Genomic DNA, 25,391 nt, shown 5'->3' with positions numbered 1-25,391 from the left:
CTATCTTTCAAGCTTACCTTAAAGTCTATTCCTTATTTAGATGTATCGTAAATTTTGGCGATCAGTAAGTTATTCTTTCTACTTTCTTATTTTTAACAAATGTTCCCCTCCTCAAATCGTTTAATGCCTCAATAATTTGCTCCTCAGTATTCATAACTATAGGCCCATACCAAGCTATTTCTTCTCTAAGAGGTTTACCGGAAAGTAAAATTAGCCTAGCTCCACCTTTAGATTTTATGTAAATTTCATCCCCATCATCAAATATTAGCAAATTACCTTCTCCTACTTTTACAGGGAAATCAATAGAACCTTCTATTATAAACGCTAATACTGTATATTTAGGATGAACACCATGACGAAATTCTCCTTCCTCCTCAAGTTTTATATCAAGGTAAGTAGGATCGACATCAATCCCTGCATTTACTGGGCCTTCGACTCCCATGAATTCCCCTGAAAGGACCTTAACCTCGCCTTTATCTATTTTTACCTTAGGAATTCTCCTTATATCTCTATATATAGGAGATGTCATTTTCTTATTAGCCGGAAGATTTATCCACAATTGTAGTCCTTTATTTTCAGTAGTTAAAATAGGAGTGTGCAAAATGTCACTCTCGTCAAGAGGCTTTGGCATTTCTTGATGAAATATTCCGCTTCCTGCGGTCATCCACTGTGCTTCTCCGGGGTAAATAACTCCTTTATTTCCTTCACTGTCTTCATGCTCTACCTTACCTTGTAATAAGTAAGTTACAGTTTCTATTCCCCTATGAGGGTGCCAAGGAAATCCGTTAATGTAATCTTCTACGTTTGATGAGCCGAAGAAATCCAAGAGTAGAAAAGGATCTGTCAGATGATAAGTTGACGTACCTCCAAAAACCCTGTATAATTTAACTCCTGCACCGTCATAAGTATATTTACCTTGTATTAAGCCAGAAACTTTTCTTATCATGATTTAATCGTTAATTTATATAGTTATAAAAGTAGTTCAACATAGTTATGGTTATCTTAGATAGAGAAAAATTATATGAAAGTCACGAGTAATGATAAATAGTAATTACTAAAGAAGGAAAAGAAGAGAGAAAGAAAGAAGAAAAACAAACAAACAAAAATACTTCACTATTAAGCTTCTCACATCTCTTCCTTCAACTTGATGAACAGTTATTTATATAACCAATACTAATGTTACCCCGTGAGAATTTGGCTTCAATATTCAGAGAAAACACAAGCAGAGAATCAGGAAAGGACGTAATTCTTTCAAACATAACTGCAGTAAGGACTCTAGCAGAAATGCTAAAGACCTCCTTAGGACCAAGAGGATTAGACAAAATGATGGTGTCTTCAACAAACGATATTACAATAACAAACGACGGAGCTACAATAGTCAAGGATTTAGAAGTTCAGCATCCAGCTGCAAGGATAGTTGTAGAAACTGCAAAAGTTCAAGATTCTGAAGTTGGAGATGGTACAACTACTGCAGTAGTACTTTCAGGTTTCCTTCTAGATGAGGCAGGAAAACTTCTAGACCAAAATATTCATCCCACTACTATTATTGAAGGATTTAAGAAAGCCTTAGACAAGGCGTTAGCGATCTCGAAGGAAATAGCAATAAAAATAAATCCAGAGGATAGAAATTATTTAAGAGAAGTAGCATATACAACACTCTCAAGTAAGTTCTTCTCTGAAGGCGAAGAACTAGATAAGATAATAGACCTATCTATTGATGCAGTGCTCTCAGTAATGGATAAAGTAGGAGACGAATACGTCATTGATTTAAGTAACATAAAAATGGTAAAGAAGAGAGGAGAATCCGTAGAAGATACAGAGTTAATTAAAGGTTTCGTACTAGATAAGGAAGTTGCCCACGAAGGAATGCCTAGGAGGATTGATGAAGCTAAGATCGCGGTAATAGATTTTCCATTAGAAGTTCAGAAGACGGAAATTTCCTCAAAGCTAAGTTTGACCTCTCCTGAGCAAATTAAAGCTGCACTTGATGAACAAGCAAAGTACTTAAGGGGTATTGTAGATAAGATAGCTGCTACTGGAGCCAACGTTGTTATATGCCAAAAAGGAATGGACGATATTGCACAATATTTCTTAGCTAAAAAGAAGATCATGGGAATCAAAAACGTTAGTAGGAGTGACCTAGAGAAAATAGCAAAGACTACCGGAGCAACAATAATAAGTTCTGAAATGGATTTGGATTCCTCAGCTTTAGGCTATGCAAAGGTAGTTGAAGAAAGGACAGTAGGAAAAGATAAGGCAATATTCATTGAAGGAGTGAAAAACGCTAAAGTAGTTACCATATTAATAAGAGGAGCAACTGACATTGCTATGGATGAAGTTGAGAGGAGCTTAAACGATGTATTAAATTCAGTAAGGAACGTAATAATATATCCTTATGTAGTTGCCGGCGGAGGAGCATTTGAGGAAGAACTAGCAATGAGACTTAGAAAAGAAACATTACCAGGAAAGGAACAGTTGGCATTAGAGGCATACGCTAACGCATTAGAGGAAATCGCTGTGACTTTAGCAGAAACTGCCGGATTAGATCCTACAGAGGCCTTGGTTAACTTAAGGACAATGCACGCAAAAGGCTTAGATAAGAGCGGAGTCGACGTAATGCAGGGTAAACTGGTTGAAGACATGACTAAGATTAAGGTTGTTGATTCTCTAAAGGTTAAAGAACAAGTATTGAAAGGTGCAACTGAAGCCGCAACAGCAATATTAAAAATTGATGACTTAATTGCTGCAGCTCCAGCAAAGCAACAGCCGCAACAGCAAGAAGGCGGATATCCAGGAATGTCAGGAATGCCGGGAATGTAAAATAATTTTTCTATATATTATTACACTTATAGTAATAATTGCTAATACTATGATTGAATACAATATAAATCCATTAGTAGGAGTTATGTTAGTAGTCGTAGTTATTTGAGGCTTAAGACTGAGAGAGACTATGATAAACATAGCTGAAGACCACGTGAGAGGAGAAGTTGTAGGCAATGGGTATCCCTTTACAGGGGCTACCGCTTCTGGCAATAATCCTTGTTGGGAATGATTATATGCCCAACATAATAGTCTAATAGAAGAGTTAGTCTCACCTTTTTCTGCATAATACAACGCCTCAAACATTGTAGTAATAATCCAAGGAGGGCTGGACTCACAACTATCATACAGAGACTCGGAATAATGATAAAGGTCGTCAGGGAATCTCGAAAGCCCTCCATTAACTGTTAGGTTAGAGACTACAGAGTTAAAGTCTTGATTAGTATAATTTGAATCCAAATGTAAATAACCCATATCTAGTGGTAGTAGCGTTGACGAATCTATTGCAGGCGGTAATGGACATAATACTTCTACTTCTCCATTTTCTTCATAGAGTACAGATTCTCCTAGAGCTGAGGCGAAATATCCATTTTTCCAGAAATATTTCAATATACTTTCATTTAACAATTTTTCCTCATAACTAACATTAAACCCCAGTTTTTCCATATCGTACAGACCTAGATCGTTAAAGGATTGTGTCCAGAAGTGATAAGCTAACCTATCTTCCCATACGCTTAAGTCTTCGGGAACTAAGTGGAATTTAGATTCGAGAATTTCATAGGTTTGATACTTTATTATTTCGCACAGCCTAGGCTTAACCTCGTCTAGGAAAGAAACGTTGTGCGTAAGAATGTAAAAATTGTATACTCCAATTTCAAATAAACCTAGACTGTCTAATTCTGGTATTCCAAATCCTATGCAAGGCTTTCCAGTATAGAAGTTGTATCTCGTATACCATGTTCCGTTACCCATTGAAGTAGCATTAGCCATCCATAGCCAATATTTTAAAGCTGAATAATAATGCCCAGACTCTTGTAATGCTAAAGCTGCAAAAGAAGAGTCTCTAACCCATGAATAAAGATATATTGGAGAAGGAGAAGCTGCAAAATCTCCTAAATAGGGATTTTGATCGTCCTTTATTAAAAGTAAAGATAAATAATATTCTCTCAATAAAGATTTAGGTAAATATTTAGGAGTAACGCTTTTACCCAACCACGATTTAACAGCTTCATTGTTCAGCAACAGTAGGTGAGATATGTTTTCGTAAGGAGGCACAAGTAGTGAGATCTCTGCATAATACTCTCCTGTCTTTTGGAAAGAGAGAATTAAGTTAGTACGCTTTATTATTACACTCCCATTTGATATTAACCAAGAGATGTTATTCTTGAACTCGTTATCCTGAGCCAGCCAAGAAGAATTTGACTTTATAGTAATGTTGAAAGGAGTTTTTACGCTTAGGATGAGTAACAAATAACTAGTATAAGGAGGAAGTATTATACAGACTGAATTATTACATTCTAGCAACACAGTGTTGTTAAGTTGAAGATAGGCTTTCTTTGTATTAATTCCAAGGCAAACAGTAAGATTAAGTATACCTATTCCTCCTAGAAATACATTTCTTATTGATGCATTGTATTGCGGAAAGCCATTAAGTTCTCTATTTATAACTTGTATTCCGGTAGGAATCCAAACTGAAATATTCTTCCAGTTACTTAACAATAAATAAGATGGATAATAAGGGTTAGAATAACAACTTTCAGAACTTGTATCTATTACGAAAAAACCTGGAAAAGAAAGCAAAAGGATGAAAAGCAATATTATAACTTTAACTATCCTCTTCTTTTTTCTGTTATCCATTTTTAATCATCAAGTTGACTCCAGATTCTGCATCAAATAGTTCAATTCTGCTATAATCGAATTTCAACTTAACCTTCTCTCCTTTTTCCCTCTTTATGAACGCCTTATCAATTACCTTTATTATATCATTTCCTACTCTTACGTGAGTGATTGTAAAACTTCCAAGTTTTTCTACTAGCTCTACTACTCCTTCAATGTCACCATCTTGTGATATTTCGATATTCTCAGGCCTTATACCAAGAATTACCTTGTTTGAGTTAATAATCCCTTTAAACCTCTCAGGCAAAGGTATTGCTTGCCCATCAAATTCAATCTTCTCACCGGCTATTTCAGATCTTATTAAGTTCATAGCAGGATTTCCAAGAAAACTTGCTACCCAAGAATTATTGGGCTGTCCATATAATTCAAGAGGATCTCCGTAAGCTTGTATTTTTCCATCATGAAGAAGTGCTAATTTAGTAGCTAAGCTAAGTGCCTCTGCTTGATCATGAGTTACGTATATAATTGTTGGCCCTAGCTTTTGTTGCAACTCTTTTAGCTCTTCTCTAGCTAATACTCTAACCTGGGCATCTAGGTTTGACAATGGTTCGTCCATTAATATTATATCCGCATTTTTAACTAGAGCTCTAGCTATTGCGACTCTCTGTAACTGTCCTCCGCTCAGCTGTGAAGGCTTTCTATCAAGTAAATTATCGATTTTTAACATTTCTGCTACTTCTAAGACTCTTTTTCTTATTTCTTCCTTAGGCACGTGCTCTATCTTTAATGGAAATGCTATGTTATCAAAAACGTTCATGAAAGGATATACAGCATAGTTTTGTGGTACCATGGCAATATTTCTATCTTTAGGTGACATATCGTCTGCCAGTTTTCCTCTTAAGTAAACGTGACCTTTATCTTGTTTAAGTAATCCAGCTATTATCCTTAGTATAGTAGTCTTACCTTCTCCCGAAGGTCCTAAAATGACTACGAAATCTCCTTTCTCTATCTCCAGATTTATGCCCCTAAGTACTTCAACCGTCTTCTTCTTTTCCTTATATATCTTCCATATATCCTCTAGCTTTACGTGAGCCATTTACTTCACCCCAGCTAAAGTACTATAAGCCCTAGTCATCATCCTTTGCGAAGCAATAAATAGTGCCGTTAATGGGATTCCCATTATAACAGAGCCTGCGGCAAAGAGGTTATATGCCGGAGCACTAGCGTAGTTTAAAAGTCCTGCAGCGTAATATAGTCCAATAGTTGCAGTCCACTCACTTATATGTGGTAATAAGAATGCATAAGCTAACGCAAAATCTAAATAAGCTCCTGAAAAGCTAAGTATAGCTGTTAAAGCAACTATTGGTAATGCAAGTCTCATAACAATCCTTAGAAATACTTGAAATCTAGAAAGTCCATCAACCATAGCTATTTCCTCATACGACGGTGGAATAGAATCTATTGCAAGCTTTGCTAAGAATGCCGCGAATATTGAAGTTCCTGGCGTATAGGCTATAATTAAACCTATATAATTTAACATATGGAATTTTGCAAACATTAGATATAATGGAACTGCTGTAGCCGTGTAAGGGAAAAACGTTACTATATAAATAAACGCTGCTAAGGTTTTCTTTGCTGGAATATTCAACCTAGACAGAGCATAACCAGTTAGCATTGCAAGCAGAATGGAAATAAGCGCAGTAGAAGATGCTAAAATTATGCTATTCCTAATCCATAAAGGAAAGCTTCCGCCATAGTAATTAGCTGTTAATAATTCCCTATAAGCGGTAAAGTAAATATGTTTAGGAAACAAATCTGAAACATCTAAGGATATTAAATTAGGAGCGTTACTTAAAGAGGTCATTATTATATAATATAATGGAAATACGGAAAAAAGAACCATGAATATTAAAATTGCATATGAAATTGCCAATCTAATATACTTAAAGAGTTTCATTTATATCACCTTAACTAAACGAATCTAATATATGAGTATATTTTATTACAATTAAGCCTAAAATTATTACGAATATCGTAGATATTACTGACCATGCTGAAGCTAAGGCAAAATTACTGTAGTCAAATGCTTCTTCATAAGCATAAACTATGAACGTTTCTGTGGAAATTCCTGGACCGCCACCTGTTAGGATAAATATTGGATAAAAGTTGTTCCACGTAAATACAAAACTCGTTATGAAAACGAAAGCTATAGTTCTCTTAAGTGAAGGCAAAGTAATTCTGAAGAATTTAGTTAATGTACCTGCTCCATCTAATTCTGCAAGATCGTAAAGTTCATGAGGTATGCTCTGCAGGGAAGAATAAAATACAGTCATAAAGTACGGGAAAGATAGCCAGTCATTGGTTAAAATTAATTCTATCCAAGCGTCAGTAGTTGAAATTAATGAATTAATCCTAGGTAAATGCAACATAGGTAAAATTAACTTATTCATCATTCCGTAAGGATCGACCCAGAGTCCCTGCCAAATTAGAAGAGATATAAACCCGGGAAACGCCCAAGGTAAGATAAGGAAAGCATAAAATATCGATTTACCCTTAAGATCTCTCTGATTTAATATCAATGCTAATAAAAACCCTAGACTCATCATAGTAACTAGACTACCTAAAGTCCAGATTAAAGTATTCTTAATTAGTTCCCAAAAGTACCCGCATTCAAAAATTATAGCATAATTCTTCAATCCAACAATATTATAGTTGAATAAATGAAATAAATTCATATTAGTAAAGGAAATATATAATGCATAAACTAAAGGTAAAATAAATACGAAAATTGTGAGAATTAATATGGGGAGAATATATAAAAAACCATTATCTTCATTTTTACCATTTTTTGAGCTAGTCATAAAGCTTTCACCTTATATTTTATCTCTGGAATCATAAATACTGATAATAGCAAGAGTATTGCATCAATTAACGCTGGAGGTAATGGAAGTATTTCAAACGAAGAAGATAACAAACCGTTCTTCTTTAAGCAGTTGATAAAGTTGCTCTCCATAGTTTGAGCGGCAGTCTGTGCATTTATCTGCTGAGCGAAAAATTCACTGGCTGCAGTGTGGAATGAATTCCAATAATACGCCATTTGTGGTATATTGGGGAACTTTTGCGTATATTGGGCTTGCTCTAAAATTCCTTCCATTATTTGATTCAAGTAGGATGGCGTTAATTTTCCTGCTTTTAACTCTGCCATAGCCTCATTATAAGCTATTTTATTAGCTGGAATATCGTGGGCTATACACCATAATCTATAATCGGATTGGCAATTAGTTACAAATAATATGAATATTAATGCTGCCTTAATTTGCAAAGGCGTTGCTCCGCTAACTGATGGATTAGATATCATCCAACCAGTAGCTCCTAAGAAAGGCTCAGCCCTTATTCCAGTTTGACTTACTACTGGTAATGGTGCTGCACCTAAGTTTGAACCTAAAGCCTGTAAGTAAGCGTTGAGATCCCAAGGCCCGTCAAATATGATAGCAGCTTTTCCAGCCTCAAATAATTCTCCTTCCGCTCCTCCAGCACCAGTAGATGGTGCTAAATAATTAATGTGTAAATCATAAGTTAGATTATACCAGAAGTTTAGTGCGTCAACCATAGCCGTGGAATTTAACGCAGGAACTACTTGACCGTTTTGAGTAGTAAATATTTGTCCTCCAAATCCTGCAAACCACGCGGCAAATCTATATCCATACTCATCACTCGCACCGTATGCAATTCCCCACACATGATCTGTTGTATTAACTTCCTCAGCAATTTTTACCATTTCGCAAGTTGTATTTGGTGCATAAGGCACGTATTGCTTATTATAGAACATCACGATGTAGTTTATATCGTCTGGAAGACCATAAACTGCCTTTCCTATTGACCAATCGGATATAGAGCAATTAAGATATAATGAAAATACTTGAGGAGGTAAATATTCACTCAAGTTTAGTAAAAGCCCTGCACAGAATAGTGCACCTCCAGAATTTGAAGTATCCCTATATACTATAGGAGCGTCATGACCTTTTGCCGCTTCTTCAAATTGAGAGCATCCTACACCTACTCCATAAGTTACGTCCACATGTATCCATGGAAACTCTTTTTCAAACTGAGCTAAAGTTTGGTTGAAAGCTTGATTCTCGGAAGTGCTGTAACTATTCCAAACTGTTATAGTTACTGGCGAAGAAGGTGTAGAATTAAGACCTACTAATTTCATTAAGTCAGTAGCATTTGTTATGTTTAAAGGTCCACTAACGGAAGGTTTTGTTGACGTAGTGGTTGGTGTTACACTTGACGGTGGTTTAATAAGCAAGTAAAATACCGCTACTGCAGCTATAATTATTATTACAACTATTACCGCAGCAGTTATTTTAGATAAGGCTAGCTTGGAATTCTTTCCATCTTTCATTAATTTACACCTACAAGAAAATTATGGGTATAATATGTTTTAAATTTTGTTGTACAACTTAAGAACTATAACTATATATTAATGTTGGTTATTATTGTTGGAGTAATTTTATAGGCTATGTATCTATATAAACATATAACAAATTCTTATATAAAAAGTAAATATTGGAATGTAATTAGTCAATTTTTATATAAAAAATCCACGATAGGTGTATAGGAATTCTCAAGATAAGATTAAAAACTTTATATAACCTACTAATTTACTTAACTTTTTGAAAGAAAACTTTATTTCCAATCCATTAAGTTTTACATGATACAAATGAAACACAGAATTTTTACATATATCATTTTTATGATTTTATTGATAAGTTTATCATCTACGTTAATGCTAGCTCAGTCCCAAGGATACAAAGTAAACTTTAATGTAACTTCCTCCGGATATGTTACAATTTATATATCCGGAATATGTAAGTCTAACACTGTAATCTTACACTACGGTATAGAGAATGGCCCTCAACAGCCATGGATGGAAGTTTTTAATAAGGAAATGTCGTGGGACGGAAGTAATTTTACAGTAACTATAGATCCGTTCAATAACGGAACGTGGATAGCGTGGGTATTTTATGATAATACTACAGGACAGTGGATAAACTACGATTGCCATCCGTTTTGGAATTGGAACTTAGAAGTAAATCCGACTAACGTTGGACAGACTTATGCTACAGTTCTTCCAAACGGCTCAATATTAATTACAACAATAGGTAGAGCTCCTGACGAACTATTTATTCATTACGGACTAACCACTGGACCTCAAACAGGTTTACCATGGAGTAATATAACTTGTGAGGAAATGCAAATATAACCCATTATGGGGTAACTATTCTATCATTATAGGTCCATTCGAACGAGGCCAGTGGGTTCAGTGGGTGTATCATGATCAAACTCTAAACACATGGATTCATAACGCATCTTGCACTAACTTTTATATTCAAGATGTATATTCTCCAATTTTTATCATAAATTCTACCTATAGTAGATACGTTTACACTGAAGGAGAAGAAGTAACAATCTCTATTTATTTAAACAATGAATATGGCAAAGTAATCCAGCCCTCTTTCTGCTTGCTCATAGGCTCTATTTCACATACTTACACAGTTAACTTAAATCCTGGAGTAAATATAGTAAATTTAACATTTAATACAAATTGCATTCCGCAAGGAATTTACTATCCAACATTAAAGATTTATTATAATAACTCCTTGTGTAGAGTTTCGCAATTACCTGCACTGTATGTATTAAATACAACTGATAAAGAACCGTTAAGTTTCGTATTAGTATGGAATATGCATCAACCATTATACGTAGCTCCAAATGGCTCTTGGGAACAGCCTTGGGTTTGGTTACACACTGGGCAAGACTTTTATTGGAACGAACAGCTTGTAGGTTCATACGAGTTACAAGCAATGCTCATAAATCAATTCAATGTCGCAGTAACTATCGACTTTACGCCAGTTCTGCTTTATCAATGGGAAACTATATTACACGAGAAAAATGCAACATTTACCTCTAATTTTGGCATTAACGTTACTCATGATCTTCTTGCAGTTAACTATACTCTCAATCTATTTAAGAAATTAGTGAGAGAAGGCAAAGTTGACGTACTTACAGTACCATTTTATCATCCGTTACAACCTCTATTACTAGAAGACGGTTATTGGAGTGATGTAGAAACTCAAATACTAATGGGCAAAAACATGACCAAGACTGTGTTTGGAGTTTGTGCTAATGGTACTTGGACTCCAGAAATGGCTTTCTGTATGGCCCTTGTAGGTATTTATAACGAGAGTAATATCTCATATACAATCCTAGACTGCGAAGCGTTTTTACCATACGTAACTGTAGTAAACGGAACTATTAACCCAGACGAACCATTTATCGTTGAGAATAACTTGGGTCAAACAATATATGTCTTATTCAGAAATACAACTCTATCCAACGAATTCGGATTCAAGTTCTTCAGTCAATCTCCTCAGCTCACTGCCAGAGAATTGATACAACAATTAGCGCAAATCTACATGTCCCACCCTGGAGGAGTAGTTACTGTAGCTCTAGATGGTGAAAATCCATTAATATTCAATCCAACTACAGGACCTGCAGATCTTTATGCAATATATTCGTCACTATCTCAGTGTCAAGGAAAATGGCTTATTACACAAACTGCTTATGAGGCAATAAAAACTCATAAGCCAACAGCGGTAATTACTAATTTACCAGTTAACTCGTGGGATCTTAATTTAGACTACTGGAACAATGGTTGCCAATGTAAAATTGAAATTTGGCAGAACCTATCTTTAGCTAGAGAATATTTAGTAGCTTACACGGTAGTTTTAGGCAAAGAACTTTCACCAGAAGTTCCATTATTATTTAATGATACTCCAAACTCTACTAACTTACTTTACTCATTATGGAATTACTTATACATAGCTGAAGGGAGCGATTGGACATGGCAAACTGGTTCTCCTGCTCACGGTCCAGTGTGGTTTAAGGAGCAAGCATTACTTTACACTAGTACAATAGTTAATTCTGTTAAAGCTCAATTCTCAAAAATTGACATAAAGTGTGTAATAGAGGGATTTAACGGTGTAGTCGTAATAATTAATAATGGATTACACTGCAAGGTAACCTTGAACGTTGTAGCAAGTAATGGAACCTATTGCGTATGTAAGATCGTAAAACTATACCCTGGGATAAATATAGTAGCTCTACAGGGAATTTCTGGAAAAATTGAAGTTTGCTTATACTCACAAGTAACCAGCGGAGAGGTAGGTGATGCGATAATACCTATCAATCATCATGGCTTCCTAATTCAGAAAACAACAGTTGAGCAAGGAGGAGAATGCTTTATAAAAATAGATAAGATAGAGTACAGCACACAGCCAGAATTCATACTATTACCGTTAATTCTCTTAGTAGCAATTATAGCAGTTTTTGTTGAGAAAGGATTAAAGGTAATTTAATAATAAGGCATTGTCTTTTTATTTTTAATGAAGTTCGGATTTTCCATTTCATCATTCCAGTTTGAGGAGTTAAATCAGAACTCAGATTGGTACTTATGGCTAACTGATTACGTAAATCTTTCCAGCAAAAAAGTTGTTGGAGAACTACCTACAAAGAACTTTTACTTGTCTAGATATAGGGAAGTGCACAGCCTCGCAGTAAACCTAAACGCAAGCATTTGGAGAATGAACTTGAGCTGGGGCAGATTATTTCCTTCAAAGGATAAGGTTTCTCAAGAAGCTCTATCTAAATATAAGGAAATATTAAAAGACCTTAAGGATAAAGGATTTGAAGTAATACTCTGTTTAAACCACTTTGATTTACCTCTATGGATTCACGATCCAATCGTAGCTAGAGATTCTTTATTAACTCAAGGTCCTTTAGGTTGGTATTCATCCTCTACCGTAGAAGAATTTGTTAAATTTTCGAGGTTCATTCACGATAATTTTTCAGAATATGCAGATCTATGGTGTACTTTTAATGAGCCTAATTTGCTAGTAACTTTTGCTTATCTTCAAGGAATTTTCCCTCCTGGAATAAGTAGTAGGAAAGCTTATGAGACCAGCTTGAATAACGTAATAAGGGCTCATCAAGAGGTCTATAATGAATTGAAAGGTGAGAAGGTAGGAATAGTATATAATATCCCTGCGGTACAAGGGTCTTCGGCAGTTGAAAATGAAATCTTTGAATTTTTGAGGAAGATAGATTTTGATTGGCTAGGCGTAAATTACTATACAAGGTTGGTCACTGACGAGAAAGGCATTCCTCTAGAAGGCTATGGTCCTTTCTGCCAATTTGGGTCTAGGGAAGGCAGAGATGTCTCCGACTACGGATGGGAGGTTTATCCTGAAGGATTAACTGACGTACTTAAGAAGGTATCTAGCTTTGGTAAGCCTATATTGGTAACGGAAAACGGAGTTGCTGACGAGAAGGATAAGATTAGGCCTAGGTTTATAATAGACCATGTTAACGCTATTAAAAAGTCAGGAGTTAATGTTGAGGCTTATATGTACTGGTCTCTTTACGATAATTTTGAATGGAATTTTGGTTATAAAATGAAATTTGGACTTTATGATATTAACTTAAACCCTAGACCTAGTGCATTCATTTTTAAAGAATTACTAAAAATAATCTAAAGCTTTTCAACTTAAGGTTTAATTCCGGTAACTTCTTCATATATACCTTCAAGGATTTTCTTATGCTCTTCAGCTCTCACTTCTGTAGTATTTAAGTGGTTATAAAATTCTGTAGTACTCCTGAACCTTTTACCGCAAACCGGGCATTTCATTCCGTTAGTTCTTAACAAGATTTCCAACCTAGGCATTATAACTTGAGTTATGAAAGCTCTCCTCACATCAATTAAACTTCCAGTAGTTATTTCCTCGCTTTGCACTATTTCCTCCTTAGCTATGTCCAATCCTATTGACGCTAGATATTCCAATTCTTTTCTTGAAATTATTCCTTCATGCACTAACTTGTGTAAAACCTCTTTTTGAGTAGAAAGCTCATAAGTTATGTGAGGTAATCTTACAATCCACTTAACGTTAGGAATGAAGGTTACTGTAATAGTAACGTCTCCCCGCTTTAATGTACGAGGAGCGACTTTTTCAAAACCTATTAATAGAAGAGCCTTGAATAACGTCAAATTTGCCATATGCTATTTTCGTTCAACATATTTTAAATCTTAAGCATACTTTCAGTTCGATTTAAGAATTCTTTGCATCTCGCGAAATTTAATTTTCGTCTATTAAGTCAAAAGTTGTGCTCTCTAATAATACTCCTCTGGAAGTTTTAGCCAATAAATACCTTAAGAAGTCTAACGTATAATAAGGTAAAGTAATAGTTTCATCCTTACCTTGTACGAAAACTTCAACTTTTCTCTTCTCATGATCTACGTAAAGGATGAAGTTATTCTCCTCAAGTAAATCAACTAAGTCTAATACGGTATAATCACCAACGGCGAGGTGACCATAATTTTTTACAAAATAATTCAAATTTACTCCATCTAGTTCATAAACAATCATTGGCCTGGCAAACCTTATTTCCATTCCGTCCAAATCTTGCAACTCTTTCTTAACTTCCCTCACTTTTCCATCGAATAAAAATTTCTTATCTTTAGTTATGAATAAAAACTTGCCAGCCATAATATGTTTTTTCTTACTAATGAATTTAAGCTTTTATTATGAAAACTTCTGAATATATAATGTACATTATGTATATATTTCTCTATATAAGTTATATAAACTATATAGTAATATATAGTTCAGAGCTAATTTAGAGCGTTTATTAATCCTTGTGTTAAATACAGCAATTATAATAGTGAAAGCAACTAAGGATAACACCATTTGTATCCCAAAAGATATTGCAGAGCGTGCTGGCATAAAAGAAAGAGATCATGCCCTAATAAGAGTAAAAGATGAAAGTACAATAGAAATAATTCCTCGTAAGTACTGGGCAGAAATAACTGCTGATGAAATAGAAGAAGTTGGGGAAGAGATTAGTAGATCTCTTGGAATTTAACTACCCTAATCTTTTAAGTAGAAGATTCAACTTAAGCTTATGAAGTTCTTAAGAGAATCCACGGGATTAGTTAAGGAGTTCGGTGCAGTAGATGCTTTCGCATTAAACTTTTCCTTCCTAGGCCCTGCTGCTGGAGTTTCTTATCCTCTTTTCGTCTCAGCGTTCTTGCCAAACTCCAGCTGGATATTGTCAGTAATTCTTGGAGCAGTACTAATGATTCCGCTCGTTCTCAATTATTATTTACTTAATGCATTAATCCCTAGGTCAGCAGGAGATTACATTTACGTTTCCAGAGCTTTCGGACCCTTTGCAGGGAGCATTTTAGGAATGTCTTTGTTGATGTCCTTTATGATGGGCTTCCCCGTGTTAGCAATGCTTGAAGTAATAATGGTCATAGTCCCAGGGTTACAAGCAATAGGTTACAGCCTAGGCAATGAGGCGTTAATCAATTTTGCAAATTCAATACTTTCTTCTCCTGTGAATTTGTTTATTACTACTACTTTAATTGTGCTAATAGCTTTCCTTCTCTCGTCTTCCGAAAGATATTATGCAAGGACTTTCCGTTATTTAACTTTCCTGCAGATAATAGGTACGGTAATAATGATTTATGGACTACTTACCTTCCATTATGCAGGAGTTAGCCTAGATCCTAAATTAAATACTCAAACTTTTGCGTTGTCCTCTATCTTCGTGCTGTCATTATTTGCATTTGCTAACGCTCCTTCGTTTTTTGCGGGAGAAATAAAGAAGAGTAGGAAAAGTTTCCTAGCCGGGTATTTATTATCTTACACTGTTGCAACAATTTTCGCATTACTTTTAATAATTTCTCTAGAAATAGGAATTGGCAAGGAAAACTACGTTTCGGCAGTTATCTCTGGCTGGAATTTACCAATTTCTACTTCATCCCTTCTTTCCTTCGGAGTGTTGCCTTTCATTCATTATCCCGCAATAGTCATGTTTATATTCGTGACGGCGCTTAGTTGGTACTTACTTTACGCAATGATTAATGTAGGAGCCTCCTCAAGGATTTTATTCTCCTTATCTTTTGATAGATTATTGCCTGCATTTTTAGCTGATGTCAAAAGAGGTGTTCCCTTCAACGCTCTCCTACTTAGTTTTCTGGTTTCAATGATATTCAATTACGTTGAAGTGTACTTAGGATATTCAGTAAGTTTCGCAATTGACGGACTTTGGTTCGTTATATGGAATTACTTGATCGTCGCCATAGCGTCAATAAAGTTTTACAAGTTAGATAAAAGAGTACTTTACACTTCAATTTCTTCAGTAATTACACTTTCCGCAGTAGTATTCATTACATTATATTATGGAATAGTTAACTCTACATTTGGAGGAGTGATTTTCGAAGGAAACTTTGCCTTTGACATAATCTCTATTTTCATTCCGCCGATTACCGGTGCAGTGACGTACGTAATATCTCAAAAGGTTAGGAGTAAACAAGGAATAAAACTCTCTTTAATATATAAGGAAATTCCACCAGAATGACAATCTATTTAATTTTAAGGGAAGATAATGTTAATGATGCGAATTCTAAAAACGTCTGCGGACGTTTACTTAGAGGAGGCTGATGAATTATTGGATAGAGGAGATACTTTACAAGCATCAGAAAAATATTACAAAGCTGCAGAAGAAGCAATAAAAATACTTTCTGGTATTCTCCTGGAAGATGATATAATTTCTGAGGTCAGAAATAAGGATTGGAATACAGAAATAATCAATAAGGCGGTATTTAAGTTATCCTCTATTCTTGGCAAGTGGATAATTGAAAGTTGGGGATCTGCAATAGCATTGATAACAGTAAACTTGGATGCCCAACAAATAAAAAAATATAGGGAAAGCATTGTTAGGTTAGTCCAAGTTGCTGACGAAAGATTCAATAGAAAAATTATTGAAAGAAGCTAGAGGAATTTATAAAGGAGATACGAAAATATTATTGTGTCCTCTTTACGGTGAGGATAAACGTTAGAGAACGTTAAGAAATTGATGAATAGGAAGGACGTACGAAACTTCGATTAAGTATTTTATAGGCATTTGGAATGGGCTTTTTACCTCAATAGTAGTTGCTGGATATGTAATACAATATTATAGTACTCTGGTGTCAGTTTCCATAGTAATAGGAGTAGTAACTCCTATACTCCTTATACTATCTTTGAAAACTAGAAATATAACAACTCAATAACTAAAGTTGATTAAAAACTACTAAATATTTACGGAACGCTGCTAAGTATTATTAAAGCTCGGAACTAAGGTAGCAATGAATAATACACCAATTGTATTTATTCTCATCCATCTCTAAAGTCCGTCTTTCCTTATTTTACCAATATCACTATAAAGATCAACAATTTAATAACAAGCATATACCTATAAAGAAACGTCCACATGATTAAAAATTATTACACCTACTAAATGTTGTGAAAATTTTAGGTTATTGAACTAATTACGTAATATACTGCCTTATCCATTTTCTTAATTATCTCATGTGTAATCCCGTATTCTTTAGCTATTTCGCTAGGCAACTTAGTTTGTATAAACGTTTTTCCATCCTTTTCCCAAATTGCTATCCTAAGTGGAAGATCTAGACTTACCTCTATCTTCTCTTGCATTAATAAAGTTCCTGCCCTAGGATTGCCGAATATTATGACCTTATCTTTAGGTAATGAAAGTCCCACCTTTTCAGCGTTTTTAGAATGGTCTATTTCAGCAAATATTTCACCTACCTCCTTTATTTTATCTTTTATTATTTTTTCGCATTCTTCAAAACTAAATTTACATTCTTTAATTATCATATTCTCACTTAAGAAACGTGCAATTAAAAATTTTCCCAGGATCATATCGCTTTCTGAATGATAAAGCTTTTAATTAATTAGACCACATCAACGTATGAAATTTTGTCCAAAATGCGGTTCCTACATGAAACCTAAAGGAAATTCAATGGTTTGTCCTAAGTGCGGGTATAAAGAAGAAGGGGTTGAAAACATTACTTTCACAGAAAAGAAATCTCATGATAGGGACGTCACTATAGTAGCTGATGGAAGAAGGATTAAAGGAGGAGTTGCCTTAAATTTGTGTCCTAGATGCGGTAATGCTGTAGTAATTAAAATAGGGAAGAAATATAAGTGTAGGGCTTGCGGTTATATATTTTAATCATTTCCTGCCGAAGTGCATCCTCCTATAAGGTCTTTGCTTCCTCACAGGTTTCTTACTCATAAATACGTTTTTATTCGCGAAATACTTTAATTCTTTATGATAACCTTCAGCGTAAGCAAGAAGTTTGATGTTTCTCCTCAAGCAGTTTGGAATATAGTAAAGGACGTAAATTCTATTCCTAAATATTGGAAAGGGACTAGGGAACTTCATGTTAATAAAGTTGCAGAAGGAATTTATGAAGGAGTAGTGAGGTTTGCATTTCCTTCTAAGGGTAGAATAAGGCTTATAGTTGATGATGAAAATAGAAAACTTACGTTTAATTATCTTTCTGGCCCTATAAAAGGTTATAATATAGTAGAAGTTAAAGAGAATGAAATAATATCTAGCTGGAGAGTTAAAATGAGCCTTTTGTTAGCTTTAGCTGAGAGCTGGAACGCAAAGCATTTTAAGCAAGGCACTGAACACGCATTGGATAGGATAATTTCTGAAGCTAAATCCGGTATTCCATAATTACGTTTTTAGTCCTTTATATACTTTTTAAAAATCACGGCGGAAAAATTTAAAAGTCTTTCTTTTTACGCCTAATTATGGCTAGCTCAAGTAAAATTTTCGTTCGTGAAAGTTCTGGGTTAATAAAAGATGTTTCATTAACTGATGCAATAATGCTCAATCTAGGAAACCTCTCTGCAGGAGAAGCTCTCTTCGAGTCTATTTCCCCTTACGTTACTCAAGGAGGAGTATTATGGCTAGCATCAGTGTTGGCTTTCGTATTATCAATTCCTCAAATTATCGTTTACACACTAATGACGTTAAAAATTAGGAGAACAGGAGGAGATTATGTATGGATAACTAGAAACATTGATGGAAGACTCGGTTCAATTTTGGCATTATCTTATTTAATACAAAGTACAGCATATTTCGCTATAATAGCGTTCTTTTCTGCATCATCAGTTAATGCAGTACTTTGCGTAATTGGCAAGTTAGACGGAAATCCTTCTTTGCTGTATTTAGCATCTCACATTTTCGTTAATCCTTATTGTTCTCCAACTTTAGATCAAAGGTTAATATTTTACGGAATTTCAGCACTATTTTTCGGAATTGTAATAGCCTTAAATATAAGGAAGGCATCATGGGGATATAAACTGGTTACTGGTTTAGGATTATTTTCGATCCTTTCTCTAATTCTAGGAATTATAGTAATAGGCATTAATGCTTCAGACTTTACAACTAAGATTGCTCCTTTTGCCTCAGCATTTAATATACCAACAACCTCAAGCAAAGTTTTCTTCCCTTCAGATTTCAGCATATTTGCAACATTGGCACTTTTACCTATGTTTGCGTTATATACATATCCTTGGATCAACGCAGGACCAGCAGTTTCAGCAGAGTTTAGGAACGCGGAAAAGGTTGCGAAACTTAATATCATCATTGCGTCTTTATTAACTTTCTTACTAGTTACTGGAGCATTCCTAGAGATGGACCTCGTTGCTGGATATAACTTTAATATTTCAGCGTATCCTACTTTCATTTATAACTTCTGGACAGTAGCTATTGCCTTAGCAGTTAATCCAGTATTACAGTGGATCATAGGCTTGGGTGTAATACTCTGGAACTTCTATACTTTATCGTATGGAGTCGTAATGTTCTCTAGGTACGTATTTGCCTTATCCTTCGATAGAGTATTGCCGGAGAAGTTTTCCGAAGTAAATAAGTACGGCTCTCCAGTTTACGCTCACTTATTAGATTTAACAATAACGTTAATACTACTCGCAGTACCGGTAATGTCAGTCTCTGCAGCCACATCGCTTTACGGAACTACAATTTTAGGCGCAGTCTATTTACTTTTTGGAGTATTAGCAGGAGCAGTGTATGGATTTAAGAATAAAGAAAGAGTACTCCAGATAGCCGGAATAATCGCTGCAGGATACTTATCTTACTTAGCATATGAGGCAGCTACTAATCCATTATTCGGCTTTATGACGTCTAGTGGAGTAAACATGATAACTTTAACATTCGTGGTATCTGCATACGCATTCGCAATCGTAGTATATTTCGCCTCTTGGTACAAGCACAAGAGGGAAGGAATAGACGTTTCGGCAGCTTTCAAAGAAATACCTCCAGAATAAAAATCTTTTACTAAAGGAAAAAGAAGAAGAAGATATTGTCTTTTTTAATCTGTATAAGGTGGAATTACTTCTCCTGCCGTAGGATCTTTACTATAGTCTATATATACGTTCTTTACCTTAACGTACTCTTCAACTCCATATCTTGAGTTCTCTCCAGCTTGGCCAGACATTCTAAATCCTGTGTGATAACCTTGAGTTGCCTCCGGTCCTGGCATGTTAATGTAAAGCTCTCCAAACTTTATTTCCCTAGCAGCTTTCATAGCTAGGCTAACGTCCTTTGTAAATAAGTAGGAAGCTAAGCCGTAGTCTGAATCGTTTGCTAATTCTATAACTTCATCAAAGTCGTCTCCGACTTTCATTGCACCAATTACTGGGCCAAATATTTCTTCTCTAAATATCCTCATATCCTGTCTTACGTCAGTTAATATTGTAGGCATGTAGAAGAAACCTTTAGAATACCTTTCAGGTAACTGTGGTTTACCTCCGCCGTATAATATCTTTGCTCCTTGATTTACTGCCTCTTCAACGAAGCCAGAAACTTTCTTTAATTGTTGATCATTTATTAGCGGACCCATATCACTGGTTCTAGGCTCACCTATCTTTAGAGTCTTGGTCTTCTCTATGAATAAATTGAGGAATTTATCGTAAACGTCTTCATGAACGTAAAGCCTCTCTGCCGCAATGCACGATTGGCCGGCGTTCCAGTACTTTGCCCACATAAGTACTTTTGCAGCTAATTCTAAATCAGCATCCTTCCATACGATGAATGGGGCTTTTCCTCCTAACTCAAGGATTAATTTAGCCATAATTGAGGAGGCAGACTTCATTACTTGAACTCCAGTCCTTGATTCTCCGGTCAAGGTTATTACTGAGATTTTCTTGTGAGAAGTCATGTAATCTCCTATAACGCTTCCTTTGCCGGTTATTAGGTTAACAGTTCCAGGAGGAAATCCTGCTTGTCTTACTTTCTCAACTATCCAACCTGCTACAAAGGGAGTATCTGAGCTAGGCTTTAGAACTACAGTATTTCCAGTAATTAATGCAGGACCAATTTTTCTAGCTATCATTGCAGCTGGGAAGTTCCATGGAGTTATGGCAAGGACTACGCCGTAGGGAACCTTATACTGGAATATAACTCTCTCAGGCTTTGTTCCCTCAACAACGTCACCGGTAATTTTTCTGGCAAACTCTGCATAATACTGTAACTGATCTAAAACTCCATCAACTTCTTGTACTGCCTCTTTTCTAGGTTTTCCTACTTCGTCCATTAATAGGTTTTCTAAGCTCTCTCTGTCCTGTCTTATTAGGTCAATTAATCTGTAGAGATATTTACTCCTCTCAACTGAAGTTAATTTCTCCCATTTCTTCTGTGCATCATATGCTGCGTCTACAGCTCTATCTACGTCTTCTTTTGATGCGGCGGCAAATTTTCCGTAAAGTTCTCCTGTAGAAGGATTGTATTTATTTAGGTATTCTTCGGAAGAAGGCTTAACCCATTCTCCGTTAATGAATAACTCTTGAATTTTCTCCATATATTGATTTCGACTTCCAACTTTAAAAATAATGCCATCTTTAATCAATTAAACTTGAGATTAACGTTGTTAATTTGCTAGACTCTGTAACGTTAAGATATTTTTAAACTTTCACGTCTATTTTAAGAGTAGTTAGAAACAATTGATTTTAATTAATACTCATGAACTTGGATCAAATAGCATATGATATGGTGAAGGAGAGATTTTTAAGGCCTTCTCAATAAAAGTAATCGTACTCAAACCGTAGACTCGACGAAATCAGTAATAAATACATTAGACGTTTTAAATGCAGTAAATATTTATATTCTACTAATAGTATTAATTCTTTACTATGAAAATAAAGGTTACTAGTAACTTTCAAATTACTATACCGTTAGAGGTGAGAGAAAAATTAGGCATTAAAGAAGGTGATTTTGTCGATAGCACTTTAGACGAAAAGGAAGGTATTATAATAGTTAAACCCTATAGGAGAAAATGGACTACTGTAAGGTTTAACAGAACCATAACGCAAGAAGATATAGATAACTCAATTGAGGAAGCATTAAATAACAATAATAGTTGATATTAACGTTTGTTTCATTCTACCTTTAAGAACTCTCAAAAGTATAAACAATAGAATTAAGGCTTAGTTTGCGTACTGTTTAAATTCTTCATACTATAAACTATCTCATGGTTTATAGCGAGGCTAATGAACTAATGGAGAAGGCAAGGAGGTACCTGGAATTGGCTAAGATTTCGCTATTTTATTCTGAGGCGTGCTTTCTTTCAAGCCTTTCAGCAGAATTATACATCAAGGGGGTTAGTATTTCATTGGTTGGAAGTTTTCCTGCAGTTACGATGTTAGAGAAATTCTAAGCTATATAAAGTTAAAAAGAGGGGATCTTGAGATTATTGAAGAATTTGTAAGGAATAATAGGGATAAATTAAAAGATATAAGTAACGAATATCTACTCTCAAGGTATAACTTGTCATACTCCTACACAAAAGAAGATGCTGAGGAATGCTTAAATACAGCAATGATGGTGATAAAATTTGGAGAAGAGCTTCTTCGTTCAATTAGCGGAAAAGATTAGGCCTACCTTTGGAAAAGTGGCTATCATCCTTCACGGTAGCAGGATTAAGGGAAATTATTACCCAGCAAGCGACCTAGACGTTTTAATAATTAGCGAAAGATGCTTAGGCAGGAACGGACTAAGAATTCTTTACTCTTTCGGCGAAGAACTTAACGGAGTAAAGCTGGATTATCAATTAGTTTGTTATAAAAATAAGGATTTTTGGATAGTTAGGAACGTACTTTCTTCGCCTCACCTGGTTGTGGTTGACGATTTTAATGAATTCTAATTTTTTAAGATAAGACTGTGCTTCTCTTAGTGTGAAAAGAAAACTTAACTTACTTGAGGCTACGGCAATAGGTTTGGGAAATATTATAGGAGCAGGAATATTCGTAATGGCTGGAAGCATAATTTACTTAGCGGGGCCAGGAGCTTTACTTTCCTTCATAATTACGGGATTACTGGCTATGAGCATAGGATTAAACAGTGCTGAGTTAGCGTCAAAATTCCCTAACACTGAGGGTGGAGTTTATTCCTTTGCAAAGCTGACTATGGGGGATACTGTAGGCTTTCTAGTTGGATGGATGAGGATGATCTCCTATTCTATCTCTGGAGCAGCAACAGCTCTAGGTTTCGCAAGTTATTTACCTTTTCCTTCCCTTGATTATGTAATTGCAGGAGCTCTAATAATAGCCCTAGGTTTAATTTACTTGGCAGGATTAAAATTAGCATCAGAAATTGAAACTGCTCTAGTTATTATAAACATAATAGGACTTGTCTCTTTCATTTCATTTTCCCTTCTTGTAGGTAAATTTACTCCTTCCCATTTTACTCCAATAGCTCCTCACGGAATTCAAGGTATACTTTCTGGAGCTTCTTTAGCTTTCTTTGCCTACTCAGGATTTAACACTATAGCAACTTTAACTCCTGACGTCGAGGACGGAGAAAGGAAAGTTCCAAAAGCAATAATCCTTTCCTTGATCATAACCTCTATACTTTACATCTTGGTAGTATTTTCAATGCTTTACGTATTACCTTGGCAAGTTTACGGCACTCAAGGTAATCCTTTATCTTTTGCCCTCCAAGAAATTCACGCCCCTACCTACGTAGTTATATTAATTTCGTCCACTGCGGTAATTGCTACAGTAACTGTTACTTTATCAACTATAATAGCAACAGTTAGGACGTTAAAGCAAATGGCGGAAGATAATTTAATACCTAGACGATTTTCTAAAGATCTTCTTTCCTCAGTAGTTGTTCTAGGAATAATGATTTCCTCTCTAGGTTTAGGTAATGTGGAAGTAATAGGTTTAGTTTCTAACTTTGGTACCGTATTTTCATACATTACTACTGCAACAGCAGTAATTATTTCTAGGAGAAGAGGAATGTATGGAAAGTTTTCAGCGCCAGCATATCCTGCTCTTCAAACAATTTCCGTGATCCTCTCCTTGGTAGTTATCATCTCCTTAGGTAAAGAAAGTTTAATGCTTGGTGCAGTTTCACTAATCGTTGGACTGTTGCTTCATGAAGTTCACGTTCAGATAAACGTAATAGAGAAAGGAAAAAGATTAAGTCCTCACGGCAAATTAGAATAACATTTTTAAATTTGGAAGAGAAAGTACTTTATGGATAAATTTGTTACCCACAATCTAAATCCAGAGAGGAAGAAGATAGAAGACCCGGAAAAGTTCCTTCCTTCTATTATCCACGGTGTTGTCGCAGAGTTAGGTTGTGGCCCCGGATATTATTGTCAGTTCTTGGTTAAGTATGCAGAAAAAGTTTACTGTGTAGATAGGAATAAGGAACTTCTAGAGATTGCTAAGGAAATGGCAAAAGGCGCAATATTCCTTAATGAAGACGCTTGTAAAACGTCTATTCCTTCCTCTTCCGTAGACCAAGTTTTATTTGCAAACTCTTTCCACGATATGAGGGATAAGAAAAAAGTTTACGAGGAAGTTAAGAGAATTCTTAAGCCTGAAGGTGAGGTTATAATAGTAGACTGGAAGAAAGACGCTAACTTCGGACCGCCTAAGAGCGTAAGGATGAGTAAAGAAGATTATGTCAATTTCTTTTCACCAGATTTCGAACTAGAAAAAGAATTTGAAGCCGGTCCTTATCATTTTGGATTAGTATTAAAAAGAAAAGAGAAGAAATAATAAAAAGTAAAATTTATGTAACGCCTTTCTTGCTTTCTTTTTATTCTCTAATTTCTTCAACTTCCGTTAATGGTCTTGCGACTTCCTCTAAGCTCTTCCTTTCAGCATTAACACCGTAAAATAGTTCTACTACTCCAGCAACTGCCATTAATCCTGCTCCTAATAGGTAACCATAGAATAGGTTTATCGGCAAACCGGAGCCAATTAATGCACCGAAGACTGAAGGAGCCATTACTCCTCCTATTCCTGTCCCTATTGCATAAAATACTGCAATTGCCATTGCCCTAATTTCTAAAGGAAATACTTCGCTAACAGTCAAATAAGCTGAGCTTGCTCCTGCTGAGGCGAAGAAGAATATTATTACCCAAGCTATAGTTTGAGTTAATGCGCTCAATACTCCTAGATAGAATAAGTAGCCAGTGAAGGGAAGAAGCCCTCCTGATAGTATATAAGTTAATGATATCATCGTCTTCTTTCCTAATGTGTCAAATAGCTTTCCTAGTAATAGAGGACCAAAGAAGTTACCTATTGCAAAAGGAAATATATAAAGGCCTATTTGATCTGCAGGAACACCGTAGAATTTGCCTAGTATTAATGCATAAGTAAAGAATATTGCGTTATAAAGGAAAGCCTGCCCTGCCATTAGCCACAGACCTAAGATTGCTCTCTTGGGGTATTTCTTGAATACTGTATTTACGTCGTTAGATATATACTTCTAAAAAT

23 protein-coding genes and 2 pseudogenes are annotated in these 25,391 nt (G+C 35.4%); 14 read left to right on the top strand and 11 right to left on the bottom strand.

Annotated elements, in window-relative coordinates:
- Positions 1-61: 61 nt before the first annotated feature.
- A complete protein-coding gene (locus D1866_RS08700; protein WP_152939130.1) occupies positions 62-946 on the bottom strand; it encodes a pirin family protein in 885 nt (294 codons plus the stop codon).
- 230 nt (positions 947-1,176) lie between these two features.
- On the opposite strand from D1866_RS08700, the gene thsA reads away from it, so the two are divergent.
- Positions 1,177-2,820 (top strand): thermosome subunit alpha, encoded by a 1,644-nt coding sequence (gene thsA / locus D1866_RS08695; RefSeq protein WP_013775099.1) that lies wholly within the window; start codon positions 1,177-1,179, stop codon positions 2,818-2,820.
- Here the strand turns inward: thsA and D1866_RS13135 are convergent.
- From D1866_RS13135 to D1866_RS08670, 5 genes are read right to left on the bottom strand one after another with little or no spacing between them, the layout of a single operon-like run.
- The gene (locus D1866_RS13135; RefSeq protein WP_196773421.1) at positions 2,800-4,677 is read right to left on the bottom strand and encodes a glycoside hydrolase family 15 protein; all 1,878 of its coding nucleotides are present in this window, start codon (positions 4,675-4,677) and stop codon (positions 2,800-2,802) included. The two genes, thsA and D1866_RS13135, sit on opposite strands and share 21 nt — an antisense overlap.
- Entirely contained in the window at positions 4,670-5,752 is a 1,083-nt protein-coding gene (locus D1866_RS08685) for an ABC transporter ATP-binding protein (RefSeq protein ID WP_152939128.1), read from the bottom strand. Before D1866_RS08685 ends, D1866_RS13135 begins: the two co-directional genes overlap by 8 nt.
- Positions 5,753-6,613 (bottom strand): ABC transporter permease subunit, encoded by an 861-nt coding sequence (locus tag D1866_RS08680; protein ID WP_152939126.1) that lies wholly within the window; start codon positions 6,611-6,613, stop codon positions 5,753-5,755.
- A gap of 10 nt (positions 6,614-6,623) precedes the next feature.
- Positions 6,624-7,517 (bottom strand): carbohydrate ABC transporter permease, encoded by an 894-nt coding sequence (locus tag D1866_RS08675; protein ID WP_152939124.1) that lies wholly within the window; start codon positions 7,515-7,517, stop codon positions 6,624-6,626.
- The gene (locus tag D1866_RS08670; protein WP_152939122.1) at positions 7,514-9,061 is read right to left on the bottom strand and encodes an extracellular solute-binding protein; all 1,548 of its coding nucleotides are present in this window, start codon (positions 9,059-9,061) and stop codon (positions 7,514-7,516) included. Before D1866_RS08670 ends, D1866_RS08675 begins: the two co-directional genes overlap by 4 nt.
- Positions 9,062-9,412: 351 nt before the next feature.
- Here D1866_RS08670 and D1866_RS08665 point away from each other — a divergent pair.
- Together D1866_RS08665 and D1866_RS08660 are read left to right on the top strand one after the other, a co-directional pair.
- Positions 9,413-12,077: pseudogene (locus D1866_RS08665) on the top strand (glycoside hydrolase family 57 protein).
- Between the two features lie 27 nt (positions 12,078-12,104).
- Positions 12,105-13,253 (top strand): family 1 glycosylhydrolase, encoded by a 1,149-nt coding sequence (locus tag D1866_RS08660; protein ID WP_152939120.1) that lies wholly within the window; start codon positions 12,105-12,107, stop codon positions 13,251-13,253.
- An 11-nt stretch (positions 13,254-13,264) separates the two neighbouring features.
- Here D1866_RS08660 and D1866_RS08655 read toward each other — a convergent pair whose 3' ends face one another.
- Positions 13,265-13,771: a C2H2-type zinc finger protein gene (locus D1866_RS08655; protein WP_152939118.1), complete on the bottom strand. Its 507-nt coding sequence runs from the start codon at positions 13,769-13,771 to the stop codon at positions 13,265-13,267.
- Positions 13,772-13,850: 79 nt separating this feature from the next.
- Positions 13,851-14,261, bottom strand: a complete 411-nt coding sequence (locus D1866_RS08650; RefSeq protein ID WP_152939116.1) for a hypothetical protein — start codon at positions 14,259-14,261, stop codon at positions 13,851-13,853.
- 151 nt (positions 14,262-14,412) lie between these two features.
- On the opposite strand from D1866_RS08650, the gene D1866_RS08645 reads away from it, so the two are divergent.
- The 3 genes from D1866_RS08645 to D1866_RS08635 are packed head-to-tail and all read left to right on the top strand — an operon-like array spanning position 14,413 to position 16,557.
- Positions 14,413-14,637, top strand: coding sequence for an AbrB family transcriptional regulator (locus tag D1866_RS08645; RefSeq protein ID WP_231136291.1), 225 nt, complete (start codon positions 14,413-14,415; stop codon positions 14,635-14,637).
- Between the two features lie 39 nt (positions 14,638-14,676).
- Positions 14,677-16,140, top strand: coding sequence for an amino acid permease (locus tag D1866_RS08640; RefSeq protein ID WP_152939114.1), 1,464 nt, complete (start codon positions 14,677-14,679; stop codon positions 16,138-16,140).
- Between the two features lie 36 nt (positions 16,141-16,176).
- Positions 16,177-16,557 (top strand): PaREP1 family protein, encoded by a 381-nt coding sequence (locus tag D1866_RS08635; RefSeq protein ID WP_152941301.1) that lies wholly within the window; start codon positions 16,177-16,179, stop codon positions 16,555-16,557.
- A 518-nt stretch (positions 16,558-17,075) separates the two neighbouring features.
- Here D1866_RS08635 and D1866_RS08630 read toward each other — a convergent pair.
- Entirely contained in the window at positions 17,076-17,441 is a 366-nt protein-coding gene (locus tag D1866_RS08630; protein ID WP_152939112.1) for a DUF302 domain-containing protein, read from the bottom strand.
- 94 nt (positions 17,442-17,535) lie between these two features.
- Between D1866_RS08630 and tfs4 the strand changes: the two genes are divergently transcribed.
- The 3 genes from tfs4 (at position 17,536) to D1866_RS08615 (ending at position 19,928) form a co-directional block, all read left to right on the top strand.
- The gene (gene tfs4, locus D1866_RS08625; RefSeq protein ID WP_013775085.1) at positions 17,536-17,799 is read left to right on the top strand and encodes a transcription factor S4; all 264 of its coding nucleotides are present in this window, start codon (positions 17,536-17,538) and stop codon (positions 17,797-17,799) included.
- Between the two features lie 99 nt (positions 17,800-17,898).
- Positions 17,899-18,312 (top strand): SRPBCC family protein, encoded by a 414-nt coding sequence (locus D1866_RS08620; protein WP_152939110.1) that lies wholly within the window; start codon positions 17,899-17,901, stop codon positions 18,310-18,312.
- Between the two features lie 77 nt (positions 18,313-18,389).
- Positions 18,390-19,928 (top strand): APC family permease, encoded by a 1,539-nt coding sequence (locus tag D1866_RS08615; RefSeq protein ID WP_152939107.1) that lies wholly within the window; start codon positions 18,390-18,392, stop codon positions 19,926-19,928.
- 44 nt (positions 19,929-19,972) lie between these two features.
- Here the strand turns inward: D1866_RS08615 and D1866_RS08610 are convergent, their stop codons facing one another.
- On the bottom strand, positions 19,973-21,460 hold the full coding sequence (locus D1866_RS08610) for a D-glyceraldehyde dehydrogenase (RefSeq protein WP_152939104.1): 1,488 nt from the start codon (positions 21,458-21,460) through the stop codon (positions 19,973-19,975).
- A 331-nt stretch (positions 21,461-21,791) separates the two neighbouring features.
- Between D1866_RS08610 and D1866_RS08605 the strand changes: the two genes are divergently transcribed.
- The 5 genes and pseudogenes from D1866_RS08605 (at position 21,792) to D1866_RS08585 (ending at position 24,668) form a co-directional block, all read left to right on the top strand.
- The gene (locus D1866_RS08605) at positions 21,792-22,022 is read left to right on the top strand and encodes an AbrB/MazE/SpoVT family DNA-binding domain-containing protein (protein WP_152939102.1); all 231 of its coding nucleotides are present in this window, start codon (positions 21,792-21,794) and stop codon (positions 22,020-22,022) included.
- A gap of 107 nt (positions 22,023-22,129) precedes the next feature.
- Positions 22,130-22,533: pseudogene (locus D1866_RS13495) on the top strand (HEPN domain-containing protein).
- The gene (locus tag D1866_RS08595; protein ID WP_152939100.1) at positions 22,493-22,801 is read left to right on the top strand and encodes a nucleotidyltransferase domain-containing protein; all 309 of its coding nucleotides are present in this window, start codon (positions 22,493-22,495) and stop codon (positions 22,799-22,801) included. The pseudogene D1866_RS13495 and the gene D1866_RS08595 overlap by 41 nt, the downstream one beginning before the upstream one ends.
- Before the next feature lie 31 nt (positions 22,802-22,832).
- On the top strand, positions 22,833-24,107 hold the full coding sequence (locus D1866_RS08590) for an APC family permease (RefSeq protein ID WP_155861134.1): 1,275 nt from the start codon (positions 22,833-22,835) through the stop codon (positions 24,105-24,107).
- A gap of 30 nt (positions 24,108-24,137) precedes the next feature.
- Positions 24,138-24,668 (top strand): class I SAM-dependent methyltransferase, encoded by a 531-nt coding sequence (locus D1866_RS08585; RefSeq protein ID WP_152939098.1) that lies wholly within the window; start codon positions 24,138-24,140, stop codon positions 24,666-24,668.
- 40 nt (positions 24,669-24,708) lie between these two features.
- On the opposite strand, the gene D1866_RS08580 is transcribed toward D1866_RS08585, so the two are convergent.
- Positions 24,709-25,377, bottom strand: a complete 669-nt coding sequence (locus D1866_RS08580; protein WP_155861133.1) for an MFS transporter — start codon at positions 25,375-25,377, stop codon at positions 24,709-24,711.
- Positions 25,378-25,391 lie beyond the last annotated feature (14 nt).

The organism is Acidianus ambivalens, from assembly GCF_009729015.1.
Classification (GTDB): Archaea; Thermoproteota; Thermoprotei_A; order Sulfolobales; family Sulfolobaceae; genus Acidianus; species Acidianus ambivalens.
Note: the sequence above shows the minus strand (reverse complement) of the source record. Positions and strands in the feature narration are given on the sequence as shown.

What these genes read in the sequence shown, in the direction of transcription:
- D1866_RS08675 (WP_152939124.1), bottom strand. Translation starts at nt 7,517, where the DNA reads ATGACTAGCTCAAAAAATGGTAAAAATGAAGATAATGGTTTTTTATAT.
- D1866_RS08660 (WP_152939120.1), top strand. Translation starts at nt 12,105, where the DNA reads ATGAAGTTCGGATTTTCCATTTCATCATTCCAGTTTGAGGAGTTAAAT.
- D1866_RS08635 (WP_152941301.1), top strand. Translation starts at nt 16,177, where the DNA reads ATGCGAATTCTAAAAACGTCTGCGGACGTTTACTTAGAGGAGGCTGAT.
- D1866_RS08700 (WP_152939130.1), bottom strand. Translation starts at nt 946, where the DNA reads ATGATAAGAAAAGTTTCTGGCTTAATACAAGGTAAATATACTTATGAC.
- D1866_RS08630 (WP_152939112.1), bottom strand. Translation starts at nt 17,441, where the DNA reads ATGATAATTAAAGAATGTAAATTTAGTTTTGAAGAATGCGAAAAAATA.
- tfs4 (WP_013775085.1), top strand. Translation starts at nt 17,536, where the DNA reads ATGAAATTTTGTCCAAAATGCGGTTCCTACATGAAACCTAAAGGAAAT.
- D1866_RS08615 (WP_152939107.1), top strand. Translation starts at nt 18,390, where the DNA reads ATGGCTAGCTCAAGTAAAATTTTCGTTCGTGAAAGTTCTGGGTTAATA.
- thsA (WP_013775099.1), top strand. Translation starts at nt 1,177, where the DNA reads ATGTTACCCCGTGAGAATTTGGCTTCAATATTCAGAGAAAACACAAGC.
- D1866_RS08620 (WP_152939110.1), top strand. Translation starts at nt 17,899, where the DNA reads ATGATAACCTTCAGCGTAAGCAAGAAGTTTGATGTTTCTCCTCAAGCA.
- D1866_RS08680 (WP_152939126.1), bottom strand. Translation starts at nt 6,613, where the DNA reads ATGAAACTCTTTAAGTATATTAGATTGGCAATTTCATATGCAATTTTA.
- D1866_RS08670 (WP_152939122.1), bottom strand. Translation starts at nt 9,061, where the DNA reads ATGAAAGATGGAAAGAATTCCAAGCTAGCCTTATCTAAAATAACTGCT.
- D1866_RS08605 (WP_152939102.1), top strand. Translation starts at nt 21,792, where the DNA reads ATGAAAATAAAGGTTACTAGTAACTTTCAAATTACTATACCGTTAGAG.
- D1866_RS08685 (WP_152939128.1), bottom strand. Translation starts at nt 5,752, where the DNA reads ATGGCTCACGTAAAGCTAGAGGATATATGGAAGATATATAAGGAAAAG.
- D1866_RS13135 (WP_196773421.1), bottom strand. Translation starts at nt 4,677, where the DNA reads ATGGATAACAGAAAAAAGAAGAGGATAGTTAAAGTTATAATATTGCTT.
- D1866_RS08655 (WP_152939118.1), bottom strand. Translation starts at nt 13,771, where the DNA reads ATGGCAAATTTGACGTTATTCAAGGCTCTTCTATTAATAGGTTTTGAA.
- D1866_RS08650 (WP_152939116.1), bottom strand. Translation starts at nt 14,261, where the DNA reads ATGGCTGGCAAGTTTTTATTCATAACTAAAGATAAGAAATTTTTATTC.
- D1866_RS08610 (WP_152939104.1), bottom strand. Translation starts at nt 21,460, where the DNA reads ATGGAGAAAATTCAAGAGTTATTCATTAACGGAGAATGGGTTAAGCCT.
- D1866_RS08640 (WP_152939114.1), top strand. Translation starts at nt 14,677, where the DNA reads ATGAAGTTCTTAAGAGAATCCACGGGATTAGTTAAGGAGTTCGGTGCA.
- D1866_RS08585 (WP_152939098.1), top strand. Translation starts at nt 24,138, where the DNA reads ATGGATAAATTTGTTACCCACAATCTAAATCCAGAGAGGAAGAAGATA.